Origin of the sequence: Synechococcus sp. R55.8 (assembly GCF_047461895.1) — a bacterium.
Lineage (GTDB): Bacteria > Cyanobacteriota > Cyanobacteriia > Thermostichales > Thermostichaceae > Thermostichus.
The window spans coordinates 22,649-37,838 of the sequence record NZ_JANSIB010000010.1; the positions used below are offsets into that span (position 1 = coordinate 22,649).

Below are 15,190 nucleotides of genomic sequence, written 5' to 3' on the forward strand. Positions count from 1 at the left end.
GCTTCCCTTCGGGGAAGTGGAATTAATGGAAAAATTAATGGAAACAAACCAAGTGATCCCCTTTCACTTCCAGCCAGTGCCCACCTGGATAATCGGGGCTACGGCTGCCTCGGTCTGCTTTTAAGAGCTGGATCCCGGCTTCTACCTGTTCAAAGGTGGGGTGGTGGGGCAACACCAGGGACAAAAACTGGAACATTACCTGCCGCTGCAGAGCCAAGGGGGCAGCCCGCAAGGGATCCCGTCGCAGCCCTGGCAAAGCGGGCTCATACACCTGCTGCCATAGCTGAGCTGCTTGGGCTACCACCAGCTCATGTTCTGCTTGGAGCAGCGTGGCAGCCCGATTCAGGGCCGCTTCCAGTTGCGGATTAAAGTGCTGCTTCAAGTAGGGCATCACCTCCAGGCGGAGACGGTTGCGGCAATGGGCCAGATCTTGGTTGCTGCGATCCGGCCAGACCGGCAATTGGTGCTGCTGGCAAAATTGTTCGGTTTCCCAACGGTATAGCTCCAGCAGGGGTCGCACCACTTGGGCAGAGGTGGGATCCCGGTCGTCCAGGCGACGCTGCCAATCTAGGCTGCTCAGCCCGGCGGCTCCTGTCCCTCGCAGCAAGTTCCATAAAAATGTCTCGGCCCGGTCGCTGGCCGTATGCCCCATCACCACGGCGCTGCAGTCCCAGGTGCGGGCCCATTTCTCCAGTTGTTGGTAGCGCCAAGCCCTGGCCCCTGCTTCGTCTCGGCGGATGGGATCCGCAGTCTCAACAGCATGAGGTAGTCCCTGCTGCTGCAGCCACCCCTGCAAAAAGCGGGCACACTCCGTTTCATCTGCCGACCAGCGGTGATCGCAATGCAAAACGAAGAGCTGCCAGCCCCAGCGAGGCTGTAGATCCCGCAGGATTTGGAGCAGACAAAAAGAATCTTGCCCGCCCGAAAAAGCCACCAGCAGCCGCTGGCCAGGGTGAAGAAGTTGCCGCTGCCGAATGGCGCACTGTACCCGCAGGTGGAGAGGAGAGAGCCTGGCCACAGCTTGTTATTGCTCAGGTGCAACCCAGACCCTGCCTGCCTTTATGGGATCCCTTAGGCAAGAGCTCGGGTCAGATGAGAGGCCACCGCCTGCACAGCAGCAATGCTGCGCTCGTAGGCCATTCGGGTCGGCCCCAGCAAGGTGACCGTACCCAGAGGAGCTGAGCGACGGTGGTAAGTGGAGGTGATAACCGTACAGTGGTGCAGAGACTCCAGTGGATTCTCGCTGCCAATGTAGATGATCACCGGGGTCTTGCGGGCAGACTGTCCCGACTCCTGATCCATCTCCGTTGAGCTCGGCAGAGAGGGCAAACCCCCATCGGCAAAATGGAGCCCAATCATCCCCTGAAGTTGCTTGGCTCCCTCCTCGATCAACTGCATCACTGCCTGCACCTGCCGGGCCTGGGAAAACTCCGGCTGACGCATCAACTCGGCCATACCGGCACTGAACACCTGCCCCAGAGAGGGCTGTAGACAGCGTTGCACCACCGAGCGCAGCAGTTGCTGCAGCCAATAGCCGTAGGTACGAAATTCTTCATCCAGTTTCAGCCAGCTCAGATCCTGCAACTCGGCAAAGGTTTTGCCCCGCAGCTTCAGGGTGAGAAAGTTGCTGAGCAATTGCAATTCATCTTCCAAATCCTCTCGGGAGTCGCTGGGCCAGTCGGGGGGGCTGACCAGAGCTGAATGGGTTTGATAGGAGTCGGTTACCACCAACACCATCACCCGCCCTGGCGCTACCGACACCAACTGCACATGATGAATGGCTACCACCGGCCCCTGAGGAGGAGTGATGAGAGCAATGCAACCGCTCAGATGGGCCAAAAGCTGAGCTACCCTTTGCAGGAGGCTGTCTAGGTCGTCTACCAGCTCACGGCCAAGCTGATCCATCAACTGTTGCAGAGCGGGATGGGGATCCGGCTGAGGAGCATCGTGAGGGATCCCACCGCTGTTGGCAGAGGTCAACAAATCGTTGACATAAACCCGATAGCCAAAGTCGGAAGGAACCCGTCCGGCGGAGGTGTGGGGCTGAAACAGTAACCCCACTTGCTCAAGGGTGGCCAAGTCGTTGCGAATGGTGGCCGTGCTCACCCCAAAGTTATAGGACTGGGCCAAGGTTTTGGAACCGACAGGTTCAGCCGTCGCAATGTAGCTGCGCACCGTCGCCCAGAGAATTTTCCGCTGGCGGGGAGTCAGTTCGAGTTTCATAGCCGATCAAAAGAACCCAGTCAACGCCTATCAAAGGAAACTGTTAATACAGAGCCGGTAAATTGCTCCAGGATAAACCAACTCAGAGCTGAGATAGGAATCCAGACAGACTTTTACATCTTCTAATCTATATGCATCTATTGTTACTCTTTATATAGCGGGTTGCCTAGGAAGGAAGTTGCAAAACCCGATGTCGGAAGAGGTTGAGACTGCTGCTTGTGCAGGAGAGAGTGAAATCTCTTGTAGCCTGGGCTCCCCTTTTTTGCCCAGAGGTGGTAGAAGATGAACTACGGCTAGCCACCTTGTTGCGTAGCAACAGTCCGCTGCGCCAAGACTGGGGATTTCTGCGCATGAGTTCGGTCAACTCTAGGCCAACTGGGCCTGCTGCTGTCCTCTTTGTATCCTTTTTTATCTTTGAGGTTGCCCCATGTACTTATCCCCCCAGGAGAAAGACAAGTTGTTGATCTACCTGGCTGCCCAGTTGGCTCGGGATCGGCGGCAGCGGGGCCTCAAACTCAATTACCCTGAGGCGGTGGCCTACTTGAGCGCAGCGGTTTTGGAAGGGGCGCGGGAGGGGAAAACAGTCGCCCAATTGATGAGCGAGGGGCTGACGTGGCTGACCCGCGAGGACGTGATGCCCGGGATCCCAGAGATGATCCCGGAAATTCAAGTGGAGGCTACTTTCCCCGACGGAACCAAGCTGGTTACCCTACACCACCCCATTCGCTAGGGATCCCCCAGATGCTCCAAAGACCGAAAAACTTCAGGAGGTTGTCCCCATGCCCTCTGGCCGCAGATCCAAAACCACGCCTGGCGCCAACGCGGAGCCAGCCCTAATCCCAGGGGAACTGTTGCTGGCAGAGGATCCCATCCAAGCCAACGTCGGACGGGCCACCGTGACCCTGGAGGTTACCAACCGAGGGGATCGGCCCATTCAGGTGGGATCCCATTTTCACTTTTTCGAGGTGAACCGGGCCCTGGTTTTCGATCGCGCCGCCAGCTTTGGCATGCGCCTCAACATCCCTTCCGGCAACGCAGTGCGTTTTGAGCCAGGGCAAACCCATCGGGTAACGCTGGTGGCTTTGGGGGGCAAGGGGTTGGTGCATGGCTTCAATCGGCTCACGGAGGGCACGATACGCTCCGCTGCCCAGAAGCGGCTGGCTCTGGCCCGATTGCAGGAGTGGCTGGGTGAAGCAGCCCATCCGTAGGGGGAATATGCCCCCCTCAAGTGTGCAGCTTTGGGCAGCGGTGTCAAGGCTCAACCCCATCCCCGTCTCTGCTCAGATTCAGGACAGTAGGGCTATCCTATTTCTCCTCTAGGAGCTGACAGATGTCAGAGCGCGAGACTGTCTTGTGGATGTGGGTGCAAGGCTTGGGGCTAAATCTTTCTGGGTTGGCGCTGTTGGCAGCAGCAGGCGCCGCCTTTGGGCCTCTCAGTTGGACAGGTGCAACGGTGGCGGTGATGTTGAAGCTCATTGGGGATAGCCAACTGCTGCGGGGCTACTGGCTCTGGCAAAGCCAGCGACAACAGAGGGGATCCCAGCCCGTCAGCTCAGCAGCGGCAGTGCTCCACAGTCAAGCTTGAGACATCGCCCGGCACTTGTCCGGTCTCCGACTCGAGAATGCCAACGCGACCACCCCTACTCCCTTCTGGCACTGGCAAGCCTCACTGTACAAGCCTCACTGTAAATGAGCCACGGTCACTCCAGTACCGCCGTCTTCGGGATCAGCGGCTGAAAAACGCTGAACGCGCGGGTGATTTTGGAGATAAGCCTGGACGCCGGCTTTCAGGCGCCCTGTGCCGTGGCCGTGGATGATCCAAACCGGGCCGGGAGGAGCTTGGGCAAAGTGCTGTTCCAGAATGGCCTCAGCATCAGCAACGGTTTTCCCCCTCAGATCGAGGGTGTTCTGGCTGGTGCGCAGGTTCAGGGGAGCGGTGGCTGCAGGGGAGGGAGGTGGGGCTTTGGGGCGTTGGCGTTGCTTAGCCTGGTGTTCATCGATGGGATCCAACTGCCCCCGTGGCACTGTGAATTTGAGGATGCCGCTGCGCACTACATATACATCTCCTTCGATGGCGATCACTTCCCCCGTCTGACCCAAGCCTCTCAGCCGCACCCGATCTCCCACCTCTGGCACAAACTCCATATCCACAGGCGGCGGTGGGGGAGAGTAGCGCTGCTGGATTTGCGCCAGCTCGGCAGTAATGCGTTGGGGATCCTCTCCCTGCTGCAATCTGCGGATGGCGGCAGCCACTTCCTGACGGGCAGCAGCCAACAGGGCTTGCAGTTCTTGGTTTTGCTTGTGCTCCAGTTGAGCTTCTCGCTCGGCAATTTGGCGGCTGCGCTGCTGCATTTGTTGATGTAGGCTCTCCAGCTCTCGATGCAGGGATCCCACCTGGGCCGCCCGCTCTTCCAATTGAGCCCGCTGCGCTTCCAGGCCGGCAATGACCCTATCCACCTGGCTTTCCCCTTGCAGGTGCCGCTGGGCCCGCCGCAGAATCTCTGGATCCAACTGCAGCCGTTGGGCAATGGCCAAGGCGTTGGAGCGGCCTGGGATCCCCCACAAAAGGCGATAGGTGGGGGCCAGGGTGACCTCATCGAACTCCACTGAGGCATTTTCAAAGCCGGGATGTTGGTATTTCAGGGCCTTTAGCTCGCCGTAGTGGGTGGTAGCCAGGGTGAGCAGTGCCCTTTCCGAGAGGTACTCCAATAGCCCAGCCGCCAGGGCAGCGCCTTCGGTGGGATCCGTGCCCGCCCCCACCTCATCCAACAGGACAAGGGCCGGCTCCGGAGCAGACTGCAGGGCCTGCACGATGCGGCTGATGCGGCGGATGTGCCCCGAAAAGGTGGAGAGATTTTGTTGCAGCGACTGCTCGTCCCCAATGTCGGCGTAAACCCCGTCGAACCAAGGCAGCTGGGGCGGATCCTGAGCCGGCAGGAAGATCCCCGCCTTGGCCATGAGCACCAGCAGGCCCAGGGTTTTCAGGGCAACGGTTTTGCCGCCGGTGTTGGGGCCGGTGATAACCACGACACGAATGGAGTCCGAGAGGGTGAAGTCGATGGGGACAACGGCAGAGCCTTGACCCTCCGAAGGGGCAGCGGCGCGAGATTGCCAGAGCAGCAGAGGGTGCTTGGCCTGACGCAGGCGCAATCCTGCCGAGACAAACTGGGGACGATTGCCCTCCAGCCAGAGGCTGTAGCGACCCCGAGCCAGAGCCACATCCAACCCCACCATCACCCCCTGCAAATGCTCCAGATCGGTGGCCACGGCTGCCACCTGAGCCGAGAGCGCGGCCAAGATCCGCTCTTCCTCCGCCTGAATCTGAGCTTGGGTTTCTCGCCAGCGGTTGCCCAGTTCCACCACGGCGTAGGGCTCCACATAGAGGGTGGCTCCACTGGCAGAGCTGTCGTGCACAAGGCCGCGGATGAGATCCCGATGGGTGGCCTTCACCATCAGGACAAACCGTCCCTGCCGCTGGCCGATCAGGGTATCCTGCAGCGCCTGGGGGTACTGGCTCATCAACTGTTGCAGGCGCTCCTGGATCTGGCTGCGCTGTTGCCGTTGCTGCTGGCGCAGATTGGCAAGGGCAGGGCTGGCGCTGTCCCGCACCTCGCCATGTTCCTCCAGGCAGCGGAAGATCTCCTGCTCCAGCTCCGGGTAGGTGCGCAGGGTGCTCACCCAAGTTTGCAAGCGTGGCAGATGGTCGTGGTCGTCGATCAGACGACGAATGCGGCGGGCCGCCCCCAGAGTTGTAGCGATCTGCACCAGCTCTTCTCCGCTCAGGATCCCCCCCCGTTCAGCCCGTTCCAAAGCCGGCAGCAGGTTGTGGATCCCTGCCATAGAAAGTCCCCCGGCCTGTGTGCGATCGAGGCGGATCGCCTCTTCCGTCTGCTCAAGGTAGGCTTCGCTGTCGGCGCGGCTCTGCCAGGGATCCAGCTCCAAGCAGGCGCGGCGGCCCAAGGGTGTGGCCGCAAAGGTGGCCAAGTGCTGACAAAGGCGGGGCCACTCCAGCAATTCCAAGGTTTCTTGCCGTTCGCCTTGGCAGGCCGTAGGCCTTGGGGAGGGATCGGGCTTGGAGAAGACTGGCAGCGGGTGCAAGGTGGGGACGGTGGGCATTAACCATTCAGCGATGCAAAGAACCCTGGAGACGCAGTTGCTTCATCTCCTGCAAAAACTGCCGTTGGTACTTGAGGAAGGCCGTGTGCCACTCGCGGAAGCGACGCTCGCCATCCCGCACCAGCATCTGCCGGTACTGCTCTGAGTTGAGACGGGGCTGAGCAAAAGATGGGTTCATAGGGATCGGGGACGCTCTCCATCCTATTGTGGCAGGCTCTGGGTCGGCTTCCACAGATAGCTTTTGGTGAGAGGGGCACGCTGATAATGGCGCCGTTGTCTCACGCGCTGCCTCTGGTGATCTTCCCAAGAAGCTGAGCTCACCGAAAAACTGGGTTCAAAGCCCCGCCCTACCGCTGTGGGGTTCGCCTTGGGTGTCCTGTGGAGGGTGGAAGTGAGCTGCATTCACGGCCAAACTGAACCTCACAAGCCTGCCATACTGAAGGAAGTTGCTGCACTCAAAACACTCAAGATCCGTGCGCAAACGAGTCACCCTCATTTTCCCCCGCCATTTGGTGAATGTGCCCCTCACCTATCGGTTGGCCAAAGACTTCGATGTGGCTGCCAATATCGTGCGCGCCAGGGTAGCCCCCAACGAAGTGGGTACTTTGGTGGTGGAGCTGTCGGGGGATATCGACCAGGTGGAAGCAGGATTGGAATGGGTACAGTCTTTGGGCATTGAGGTGACTGAACGGGCCAAGGAAATTCAAATCGACCCAGACTTGTGCGTGGACTGTGGATTGTGTACGGGAGTTTGCCCAACCGAGGCCCTGAAGATTTCTGCTCCCAGCTGGAAGCTGGAGTTCTCTCGCAACCGCTGTGTCATGTGCGAACAGTGTGTTGCCACCTGCCCCGTTGGGGCGATCAGCACCAGTTTGTAGTCAGTTGGCCGAGTTACCGACTTCCTTCAGCCGACAAATCTCTTCACAATGCCGTTAACAATGCTGTTAGACTTGTTGGACACAGGTCAAATAGCTGCAGGACGCACTCGACATGGCTTCTACTCCATCGTTGATCGGGTTAACTTATGCCGGTTTGGCTGTTCTCTATTTGCTGGTGCTGCCTCTGTTGTCTCTGCTGTACGTGGACAAACGCTGGACTTCAGGCAGTGCTTGGGAAAAGGTGCTGATGTTTTTCTTGGTCTTGTTTTTCTTTCCCGGCATGGTGCTCTTGGCTCCCTTCATGACGTTTCGGCCCAAGCCTCGGTCGCTGTAAGGTCAGCCGTTTATCGGTTCACTGAGCCATGCGCAGATTGGATGTTCTTGCTATAGGCTTGGCCCTGCTGCTGGGGGGAGGGATCCTCTACGGCCTGCTGCTTTGGGCGGGCTTGGATACGGGGGCCGCGCAGCAGATATCGAGCGTGGTGCTTCTATTGGCCTGCTTGGGGTGGACTTTTGGCTACCTGAAGCGGGTGCTGCGGGGGGAAATGACCCTGAAGGCTCAATGGGCCAGCTTCGAGACCCAGCAGATTCAAGAGAGGCTCCGCTCCCTCTCCCCAGAAGAGTTGCAGGCCCTGCAAGCTGAATTGGAAAGCGAGAAAGAAGGGATCCCGGATTGGGTTGAGCAGGAGAAACATTGAGGCCATTGGACAGGCCGCACCCAGAAATTGGCTGTCGGCTGCTGGGGATCCAGGTTTAAGGGTATGGAGCGTCGGGCTTAAACCGCAATACTTGTATATCTGTATATCCGGTTACCATTTGCTTCCCCTAAGAATGCTACATTACGCCCCGCACAAGATTCTGGCGTACGACGGATTATTAAGTGGTGCAAGCCTTTGCCTTTCCTTCTACTCACATCTCTCCATCTACGGTGAGCAAAACCATACTGCTAGCTCAGGGCCAGCCCTTGCAAATTCATCTCTGGAAGTTGGCGCTGGAGTCTCAGGGGCACTCTGTGGTGCTGGTTTCCCCGCGTGAAGATCTGCTGGAGGTGGCAGCAAGTCAGCCTCTGGATTTGGATCTGATGGTGGTGGACATGACGACGGGGCTGTTTAACCCCTATGCCTTTTGTCGAGAGTGTCAAAGCAAGCTGCCCAACATCCCTGTTATCCTGACTCATCACCCCCGCCGCCACATCGAGCCCGCAGAGCGGCGCTGGGCAATCTACCAGGGGGCAGCAGATGTGATCCCTGGCTTGGCGGAGGCCGGCGACCTTCTCCACTCCCTCGAACGGATTTACGAGGCTGCCAGGTGGTTTTTGCCTATTGACACGGAGGCGCTCCACAGGGCTCTGAAGCAAGCGGGCTTATGGCCGGCGGAGGTCAGCCGTACATCTTCTTCCACCCCTCCCCCGCAGCCGAGCGCCCACTCTCCCACCGCCCCTCCACAACCCATCACCGCGGAAGGGGATCCAGGGCAAAAAGACTTGACCCCGCAGGTGAAGTACCGACTGATGTACCGGGGTCGCCCTGTCGATTGAGGTACTCGTTCCAACCTGCCGTCACTCGTTTTTCCTCGTAGCTTCTCGTAGCTTCTTGCCCTGCCAGGGTTGAGCTGCCGATTGGCAACGAGCAGGATGCAATCGCTGCAGCCCCGGGCAGCAGTGTATGGCCTCGCCGTGCAAGCTACCCGTCTTGTTCAGCGTCAATGTATCAGCGAAGTCTGCTGGCAGAAATTGTGGAATGGATCACCTGGCCAGCAGAGGGGCCTGCAGAACTGATAGAGTTTTGGCACCTCTGCCTTCCCATTGCCCATGACCAAGCCCAAAGCCGGGATCCTCTACAACGACGCCAAACCCGCCGCCAAACGCAGCAGCGAAACCCTAGCCCGCTGGTTTCAGGAGCAGGGCTGGGAAGTCTGTGTGGCCCCCAACTGGGGCGGTATCCTCGGTTATGCCAAGCCCGACAGCCCCATCTGCCTGACCAAAGTAGATAGCCTGGCCCCGGCTGGATTTGATCAAACCATGAAGTTTGCGGTGGTGTTGGGGGGAGATGGCACCGTCTTGGCAGCAGCACGGCAACTGGCCCCCAAAGGGATCCCCTTGTTGGCGGTGAATACGGGCCATCTGGGCTTTCTGACGGAGACCTACCTTCCTCACCTAGAAGAGGCAGCCAGTGCCGCCATTGCCGGGGAATACACCCTGGATCGCCGCAGCATGTTGCTGGTGCAAGCCTACCGAGGGCAAGAATTGCGCTGGGAGGTCTTGAGCTTAAACGAGATGGTGTTGCACCGCGAGCCTTTGACCAGCATGTGCCACTTCGAGATCACCATCGGGGATCACTCACCTCTGGATGTGGCTGCCGACGGAGTCATCTTGGCTACTCCCACCGGCTCGACGGCCTATGCCCTCTCGGCGGGTGGGCCGGTGATCACACCGGGGGTGCCGGTTTTGCAGCTGATTCCCATCTGCCCCCATTCCATGGCGTCGCGGGCCTTGGTCTTCCCCGATTCGGAGGAGGTATGGATTAGCCCCGTTACCCCTCAGCCACTGGTTTTGGTGGTAGATGGAAATGCCGGCTGCTACATCATGCCGGAAGACCAGATTCGGGTGGTACGTGCCCCCTATTGGACAGATTTGATGCGCCTGCGCCGACCGGAATTTTTCCGGGTTATGCGAGAGAAGTTGGGGTGGGGACTGCCCCACGCTTCCAAGCCCACGTCGGTGGAGTTGCCTTAACTTTGCCGAGGCAGGACAAGCCATAGCTGCAAAATGGCCAATGCCCTTAACAACTCCACCCCTCTGTCGCTATGATGGTTAGGCTCGGAAGCGGATGTGGCGGAATTGGTATACGCGCACGTTTGAGGGGCGTGTGGCTTTGCCTTGCGAGTTCGAGTCTCGCCATCCGCATTACGCAATTAGTACGCGTTATTCATTAGTCCCTCTCCCAGAGAGGGAGAGGGGAAGCTGGCTTCGGCCTTTGGCACTATTCCCGAACGGCACCCTGCAGGCGTGCGCCCCAGGTGCGAGCAAAGCGCAGGTCAGCCCCAACCAGGTTGGCGTCGCGTAGATCGGCCCCCCGCAAGTCGGCGCCGTACAGGGATGCAGAAGAGAGATCGGCCCCCCGCAGGTTGGCCCCCCGCAAGTCTGCCCCCTCCAGGTAAGCGCCACTCAGGTTGGCTCCCCCCAATTGAGCCCGCCGCAAATTGGCCCCCACCAGGTAAGACTGGCTGAGATCGGCGCCCGTCAAGATGGTGCGCTCCAGATTGGCCTCGATGAGATCGGAACCGCTGAAATTGGCCTCCGCCAAATCCAGATTGCTCAGCTCAATGGATCCCAGGCGGCAGTTGGGACAGGTGCGGGAAGCCATGAGGTAGCGCATAAAACAAGAGTTGTAGGTTGTGGCTGCGGCAGAGGAAGCCAAGGCTGCCGTGGCCAGTAGTGCCCAAATGGCGGGAACTTTGAGATTGAGGTTCATGGTTACCAAGCCTCACAATTTTGAAGGTTTACGTGAAGGGACACAGCAGAGGGGGATGGTTCTGCGCTGGTCACATGATAGTGGCATCTTCTGGCTTCGGCCACTCCGCAGGTCTGTCTGGCCCACCTGATAGCAGGCTCTCTCAGGGCGGGATGACGTTTGGAGTCCTATCGTCCCGAAGCTGCCGGGCCGTTGCCAACACTGGGAAGGGGTGGATCTTTGAGCAGCGGCTGCACCCAATGCCAAGACAGTTGCCCCAACCCCACCAAAACCCCGAGTATTGCCGAGGAAGTCAGGACGCGATCCCAGCGGATTTCCCGCCAGCCGGCAGGGCTGGTTGTTGGCCTTCTTGGGTTGAGTTTCTCGGCAACAGGAAGCGGGCGATGGCGCAAAAAGTGCCCACAGCGACGACAGCGATAATCGGAGTTGGAGTTGAGCCAGTAGCAAGCTGGGCAGCGAAGCATGGGAAGGCCAGGGATCCCCTAGTGAAATGATCCCATTTTGAGGGGGGCGAGCAGTTGCCGTGAGCTATATGAGAACCCCATTAAGGATCCCTCCAGTTGGCTTGAGAGGGATCCACTTTGCCTACACTCCCCTGGATTGTGGGCGGGGTTTGGGGCATCTTTGAGGAAGTAGCCTGTGCGCTGCGGCAGCCGGGATCCCTGTCGGTTGGAGAGAATCAGCCCTACAGAATCAGTAAGCATTGATCAGCAGCCCTGTGCCGGCCCTATGCAGATCTACTTAGAAAACATCTGTAAGCGCTATGGCCGCCGTGAGGTGGTGAGCGACGTTAGCCTGAACATTCAGCAGGGGGAAATCGTGGGGCTGCTGGGCCCCAATGGGGCGGGGAAAACCACCACGTTCTACATCATGACCGGCCTGATCCAGCCCAACCGCGGCCATGTCTGGTTGGATGACCAAGACATCACCCACCTGCCCATGCATCGCCGGGCCCAATTGGGGATCGGCTACCTGGCCCAGGAGCCGAGTATTTTTCGTCGCCTCAGCATCCAAGACAACCTGCTGCTGATCATGGAGCAAACGGGGGTGCCTCGCCGCCTCTGGCAGCAGCGGCTCAACCAACTGCTGGAGGAGTTTCGCATCGCCCACGTGGCCCACAGCCTGGGCCTGCAGGTATCGGGGGGGGAGCGTCGCCGAGCGGAGATCGCCCGTGCCTTGGCCGCTGGGATCCACGGGCCGAAATTTCTGCTGCTGGATGAGCCCTTTGCGGGGGTGGATCCCATCGCGGTGGCGGATATTCAGGAGGTGGTGGCCAAGCTCAAGCAACGGGGCATCGGTGTTTTGATTACTGACCACAACGTGCGGGAGACGCTGGAGATCACCGACCGGGCCTATATCCTCAACGACGGGGCCATTTTGGCCAAGGGCACGGCGGCGGAGCTGGCGGCGGATCCCTTGGTGCGCAAGTATTACCTGGGGGAGAAGTTCCGTCTCTAGGGCAGCTCCAGGTCACCTCCAGGAGTACAGAGCTCGCAGGCGTTGGCTTTTCTTGTGCTGGTGGGTCTGCATCCGAGCCAGCAGCTCGTCCAGGAGGGCAACCGCCTCCAGCAGGTAGGGGCCCTTGTTGAGCATCACACATTCGGCGCGGGCAGACATCACCGCATCGGAAAGCTCAGGCCGCGAGGGCAAGCCCTCCTTGGTGAGCTGATCCAGCACCTGGGTAGCCCAAACCACCGGCACGCGGGCTGCCTCACAAATCCACAGGAGTTCCTCTTGGATCTCGCCTAAGCGCAGCCAACCCATTTCCACAGCCAGGTCGCCGCGGGCAATCATCACCCCCAGGGGCCGGCAGCCGGCAACGGTCGCGATCAAGGCCGGCAGGTTTTTCACCGCCCGCTGCGTTTCCATCTTGAGGATCAAGCCCAGATCGGGGCGAGCCTGCCGCCGCTCCAGCTCAGAAACCAGCAACTGCAAGTCCGCGGGCTGCTGGACGAAGGAATAGCCCACCAAGTCGGCATGCCGCACCACAAAGTCCAGGTCTTGGCAGTCTTTGTCGGTAAGGGAACGGATCTGGAGCTGACTGTCAGGAAAATTGAGGCCTTTTTCTGCTCGCAACTTCTTGCCCTGAGGGGCAACTTTGTCCACCTCCAGCACCACGCCTGCCGGCTCGATCCTTACCACGCGGGCGCCGATTTTGCCGTCGTCGATCCAAACGGTTGCCCCCACTTGCAGGTGCGCCAAAACCTCCGGCAGGCTGCAGGTCACCTGGCAGGAGATATCGGCGCTGGCCTCAGGAACCTTCGCGGTGAGCAGGATGCGATCCCCGCGGTACACCTTGGTTTTGCCGGGGGGCATGGCCACTGGGCCGGTGCGGATCTTGGGGCCGGCCAGGTCCAGCAAAATCTTGCAACGCCGTTGGGTCTGGGCTTCGGCCTGGCGCAAGTGGGCCACCATTTTCTCCCACACCGAGGGCTCGTCGTGGGCGCAGTTGATGCGGGCCACGTTCATGCCCCGCTCCAACAACTGCAGCAACAGCTCCGGCTGCTCGGCGGCTTCGCTGGGCAGGGTCACCATGATGCGCGCGCGGCGATGGGGAGAAGGGGGGCCAAACAGCGCCTCGGCGTGCTGCTCTAGTGCCGTATCCCCGGCGTAAAACTCTTCATAGCTGGGTGCCGTATGGGTCAAACCCTGGGTGGCTGCCAAAATAGCAATCACCGCATCCAGGCTCTCCAGAACCCGCGACTCACAGCGCCCCAGCGAGGACAGCCCCGCAGCCGCCAGCTCCAGTTGCAAGCTGCGCAGATCCTGTTGGCGCAGCGCCAGGTAGCGCGCCAGGTTGTGGATGGCCGCAGGAGGGCTCGTAAGGCAGCCCCAAGCGGCCAAGTATTTCTGGGATCCCTCTACAACCTGCTGCCGCAGCTCCAGGAGCCGCTCCAGCAAACTCCTAAGATTGCAGGAGGGGGAAGAGGAGGAAACCATGTCGAAAGTCTTCCCAAGACAAACCCGGCCCAATTCTATGCCTGAGCTTACTTGGGGTCGATCATAGGCGGGTTAGGTTGAGAAAGGAAGGCGATAGCCTTTCATTGCCCAGTGTTCCGGTCTAGAGTCGTTAACAGCCTTCGGCTGTCCTGCCTACTACTTCCTTGGGTTGCGTGAAACTTCATTCTCTCCCTCCTGCCCGTTCCCGCGAGCGGCCTGACCACAGGCTCTCCCTCGTTTGCGCGGTGGGCCTGATGGATCGCTATGTCCTCTCGGAGATGCTGCTGCCGTTTCTCTTTGGGGTGGGAGCTTTCACAACCTTGGTGATGGCGGTGGGATCCCTGTTCGAGCTGGTGCGCCTGGTGGTGGAGGCAGGGTTATCGATTTCAGCAGCCTTGCAGGTGTTCGTGCTGCGGGCGCCGGGGATCATCGTTTTGACGTTCCCGATGTCCATGTTGCTGGCGACGTTGCTGGCCTATGGGCGCTTGTCTGCCGACAACGAGATCACGGCCTTGCGCGGATGCGGGGTGAGCCTTTACCGCCTCATGGTGCCTGCCCTCGTCCTCAGCTTGCTGGTGACGACGTTAACGTTTCTGTTCAATGAGCTGGTGGTGCCGGTGAGCAATCGCCAAGCGGCCACGACTTTGAATCGAGCTTTAAATCGGGATCCGGACTTCCGGCGGGAGAATATCCTCTACCAAGAATTTGGCGAGATCCTCATGCCTGAGCCGGACGGCACCTTTTCCCGGCGACAAGGGCTAACCCGTCAGTTCTACGCCCGCAGCTTCGATGGAAAGCAAATGCGCGGCATTATCGTCCTGGATTTTTCCAACGAGGCGCTCAACCAAATTCTGCTGGCCCAGCGGGGGCGCTGGGATCCCCAAGAGAATCTTTGGGTGTTTGAGGATGGCACCAACTACATCGTTTCTCCGGATGGCACCTACAGCAACATTGCCACCTTCAGCCGGCAGGAGTTGCGTCTGCCTCGCGCGCCGCTGGAGCTGGCTCAGGAGATTCGCAGCCCTGAGGAAATGAACATTCGGGAGCTGAAGCATTACATCGAGGTGATCGCCAGCTCTGGCGATCTGCAACGGGTGCGTCGTCTACAGGTCAGCCTCAACCAAAAGTATGCCATTCCTTTCGCGTGTCTGGCGTTTACCCTGATTGGGGTGCCTTTGGGGCTGCGCCCGCAGCGCACCGGTTCCTCTTTGGGGTTGGGCATCAGTGTGCTGATTATCTTTGCCTTCTATGTGCTGCTGTTCATCACCCAGGCGCTGGGACAAATTGGGACGCTGGGGCCAGCAATGGCGGCTTGGTTGCCCAACTTGATCTGTGCCGCCGTAGGGCTGGGGTTGCTTTACCGAGCCAATCAGTAGCTGCTGGGCACCGTTTCTCCAGATGTAGGATAAAACTGCCCAATGGATTCTCGTATTCTGGAGAGCTCCCCCATGGAAGTTCAAGCTTGGATGAATTGGATGTTTGGCGGATTAGCCCTGCTGATCTTGGGGGGAGCATGACTCTAGTCAATAATAAGCTCAACTATACTGAAAATAATGTATA

The 15,190-nt window shown here is 59.4% G+C and carries 17 protein-coding genes and 1 tRNA gene; 11 read left to right on the forward strand and 7 right to left on the reverse strand.

The annotated features are described in order from the left end of the window. Positions 1-34: 34 nt before the first annotated feature. Entirely contained in the window at positions 35-1,018 is a 984-nt protein-coding gene (gene tilS / locus NW829_RS02000; protein WP_414416327.1) for a tRNA lysidine(34) synthetase TilS, read from the reverse strand. A gap of 53 nt (positions 1,019-1,071) precedes the next feature. Further along, on the reverse strand, positions 1,072-2,223 hold the full coding sequence (gene hrcA, locus NW829_RS02005) for a heat-inducible transcriptional repressor HrcA (protein WP_414416328.1): 1,152 nt from the start codon (positions 2,221-2,223) through the stop codon (positions 1,072-1,074). A 427-nt stretch (positions 2,224-2,650) separates the two neighbouring features. Between hrcA and NW829_RS02010 the strand changes: the two genes are divergently transcribed. The 3 genes from NW829_RS02010 to NW829_RS02020 all read left to right on the forward strand — a co-directional run bounded on the left by NW829_RS02010 (position 2,651) and on the right by NW829_RS02020 (position 3,808). After that, entirely contained in the window at positions 2,651-2,953 is a 303-nt protein-coding gene (locus tag NW829_RS02010) for an urease subunit gamma (RefSeq protein WP_011433938.1), read from the forward strand. A gap of 49 nt (positions 2,954-3,002) precedes the next feature. Then, on the forward strand, positions 3,003-3,431 hold the full coding sequence (locus NW829_RS02015) for an urease subunit beta (RefSeq protein ID WP_414350073.1): 429 nt from the start codon (positions 3,003-3,005) through the stop codon (positions 3,429-3,431). A gap of 122 nt (positions 3,432-3,553) precedes the next feature. Beyond that, positions 3,554-3,808 (forward strand): hypothetical protein, encoded by a 255-nt coding sequence (locus NW829_RS02020; RefSeq protein WP_414350074.1) that lies wholly within the window; start codon positions 3,554-3,556, stop codon positions 3,806-3,808. 95 nt (positions 3,809-3,903) lie between these two features. On the opposite strand, the gene NW829_RS02025 is transcribed toward NW829_RS02020, so the two are convergent. Both NW829_RS02025 and NW829_RS02030 read right to left on the reverse strand, forming a co-directional pair. Continuing rightward, positions 3,904-6,339 (reverse strand): endonuclease MutS2, encoded by a 2,436-nt coding sequence (locus NW829_RS02025; protein ID WP_414416329.1) that lies wholly within the window; start codon positions 6,337-6,339, stop codon positions 3,904-3,906. Between the two features lie 7 nt (positions 6,340-6,346). Further along, the gene (locus tag NW829_RS02030) at positions 6,347-6,517 is read right to left on the reverse strand and encodes a hypothetical protein (protein WP_414391046.1); all 171 of its coding nucleotides are present in this window, start codon (positions 6,515-6,517) and stop codon (positions 6,347-6,349) included. 295 nt (positions 6,518-6,812) lie between these two features. Here NW829_RS02030 and NW829_RS02035 point away from each other — a divergent pair, with 295 nt between their 5' ends. The 6 genes from NW829_RS02035 to NW829_RS02060 all read left to right on the forward strand — a co-directional run bounded on the left by NW829_RS02035 (position 6,813) and on the right by NW829_RS02060 (position 10,122). Continuing rightward, positions 6,813-7,217, forward strand: coding sequence for an NIL domain-containing protein (locus NW829_RS02035; protein WP_414344412.1), 405 nt, complete (start codon positions 6,813-6,815; stop codon positions 7,215-7,217). Between the two features lie 112 nt (positions 7,218-7,329). Next, the gene (ndhL, locus tag NW829_RS02040; RefSeq protein ID WP_011433942.1) at positions 7,330-7,551 is read left to right on the forward strand and encodes an NAD(P)H-quinone oxidoreductase subunit L; all 222 of its coding nucleotides are present in this window, start codon (positions 7,330-7,332) and stop codon (positions 7,549-7,551) included. A gap of 28 nt (positions 7,552-7,579) precedes the next feature. Continuing rightward, positions 7,580-7,915: a DUF3007 family protein gene (locus NW829_RS02045; protein WP_414412830.1), complete on the forward strand. Its 336-nt coding sequence runs from the start codon at positions 7,580-7,582 to the stop codon at positions 7,913-7,915. A 182-nt stretch (positions 7,916-8,097) separates the two neighbouring features. Next, entirely contained in the window at positions 8,098-8,754 is a 657-nt protein-coding gene (locus NW829_RS02050) for a response regulator (RefSeq protein WP_414416330.1), read from the forward strand. Between the two features lie 273 nt (positions 8,755-9,027). Beyond that, entirely contained in the window at positions 9,028-9,951 is a 924-nt protein-coding gene (locus NW829_RS02055) for an NAD(+) kinase (protein ID WP_011433945.1), read from the forward strand. 90 nt (positions 9,952-10,041) lie between these two features. Next, positions 10,042-10,122, forward strand: a tRNA-Leu gene (locus NW829_RS02060). Between the two features lie 76 nt (positions 10,123-10,198). Here the strand turns inward: NW829_RS02060 and NW829_RS02065 are convergent. Both NW829_RS02065 and NW829_RS02070 read right to left on the reverse strand, forming a co-directional pair. After that, entirely contained in the window at positions 10,199-10,690 is a 492-nt protein-coding gene (locus NW829_RS02065) for a pentapeptide repeat-containing protein (RefSeq protein WP_041436730.1), read from the reverse strand. Positions 10,691-10,857: 167 nt separating this feature from the next. Then, complete coding sequence (locus tag NW829_RS02070) at positions 10,858-11,154, reverse strand: hypothetical protein (protein ID WP_011433947.1); 297 nt, start codon at positions 11,152-11,154, stop codon at positions 10,858-10,860. A gap of 265 nt (positions 11,155-11,419) precedes the next feature. Between NW829_RS02070 and lptB the strand changes: the two genes are divergently transcribed. Further along, complete coding sequence (lptB, locus tag NW829_RS02075; RefSeq protein ID WP_011433949.1) at positions 11,420-12,148, forward strand: LPS export ABC transporter ATP-binding protein; 729 nt, start codon at positions 11,420-11,422, stop codon at positions 12,146-12,148. Between the two features lie 12 nt (positions 12,149-12,160). Here the strand turns inward: lptB and NW829_RS02080 are convergent, their stop codons facing one another. After that, the gene (locus NW829_RS02080) at positions 12,161-13,630 is read right to left on the reverse strand and encodes a pyruvate kinase (RefSeq protein WP_414416331.1); all 1,470 of its coding nucleotides are present in this window, start codon (positions 13,628-13,630) and stop codon (positions 12,161-12,163) included. Positions 13,631-13,884: 254 nt separating this feature from the next. Between NW829_RS02080 and NW829_RS02085 the strand changes: the two genes are divergently transcribed. After that, a complete protein-coding gene (locus tag NW829_RS02085; protein ID WP_414350079.1) occupies positions 13,885-15,006 on the forward strand; it encodes an LptF/LptG family permease in 1,122 nt (373 codons plus the stop codon). The last annotated feature ends 184 nt before the right edge of the window (positions 15,007-15,190 follow it).

Coding starts and splice junctions, on each gene's coding strand:
- NW829_RS02010 (WP_011433938.1), top strand. CDS start 2,651: ATGTACTTATCCCCCCAGGAGAAAGACAAGTTGTTGATCTACCTGGCT.
- NW829_RS02020 (WP_414350074.1), top strand. CDS start 3,554: ATGTCAGAGCGCGAGACTGTCTTGTGGATGTGGGTGCAAGGCTTGGGG.
- lptB (WP_011433949.1), top strand. CDS start 11,420: ATGCAGATCTACTTAGAAAACATCTGTAAGCGCTATGGCCGCCGTGAG.
- NW829_RS02070 (WP_011433947.1), bottom strand. CDS start 11,154: ATGCTTCGCTGCCCAGCTTGCTACTGGCTCAACTCCAACTCCGATTAT.
- NW829_RS02055 (WP_011433945.1), top strand. CDS start 9,028: ATGACCAAGCCCAAAGCCGGGATCCTCTACAACGACGCCAAACCCGCC.
- NW829_RS02030 (WP_414391046.1), bottom strand. CDS start 6,517: ATGAACCCATCTTTTGCTCAGCCCCGTCTCAACTCAGAGCAGTACCGG.
- NW829_RS02080 (WP_414416331.1), bottom strand. CDS start 13,630: ATGGTTTCCTCCTCTTCCCCCTCCTGCAATCTTAGGAGTTTGCTGGAG.
- hrcA (WP_414416328.1), bottom strand. CDS start 2,223: ATGAAACTCGAACTGACTCCCCGCCAGCGGAAAATTCTCTGGGCGACG.
- NW829_RS02025 (WP_414416329.1), bottom strand. CDS start 6,339: ATGCCCACCGTCCCCACCTTGCACCCGCTGCCAGTCTTCTCCAAGCCC.
- NW829_RS02045 (WP_414412830.1), top strand. CDS start 7,580: ATGCGCAGATTGGATGTTCTTGCTATAGGCTTGGCCCTGCTGCTGGGG.
- NW829_RS02015 (WP_414350073.1), top strand. CDS start 3,003: ATGCCCTCTGGCCGCAGATCCAAAACCACGCCTGGCGCCAACGCGGAG.
- NW829_RS02085 (WP_414350079.1), top strand. CDS start 13,885: ATGGATCGCTATGTCCTCTCGGAGATGCTGCTGCCGTTTCTCTTTGGG.
- ndhL (WP_011433942.1), top strand. CDS start 7,330: ATGGCTTCTACTCCATCGTTGATCGGGTTAACTTATGCCGGTTTGGCT.
- NW829_RS02065 (WP_041436730.1), bottom strand. CDS start 10,690: ATGAACCTCAATCTCAAAGTTCCCGCCATTTGGGCACTACTGGCCACG.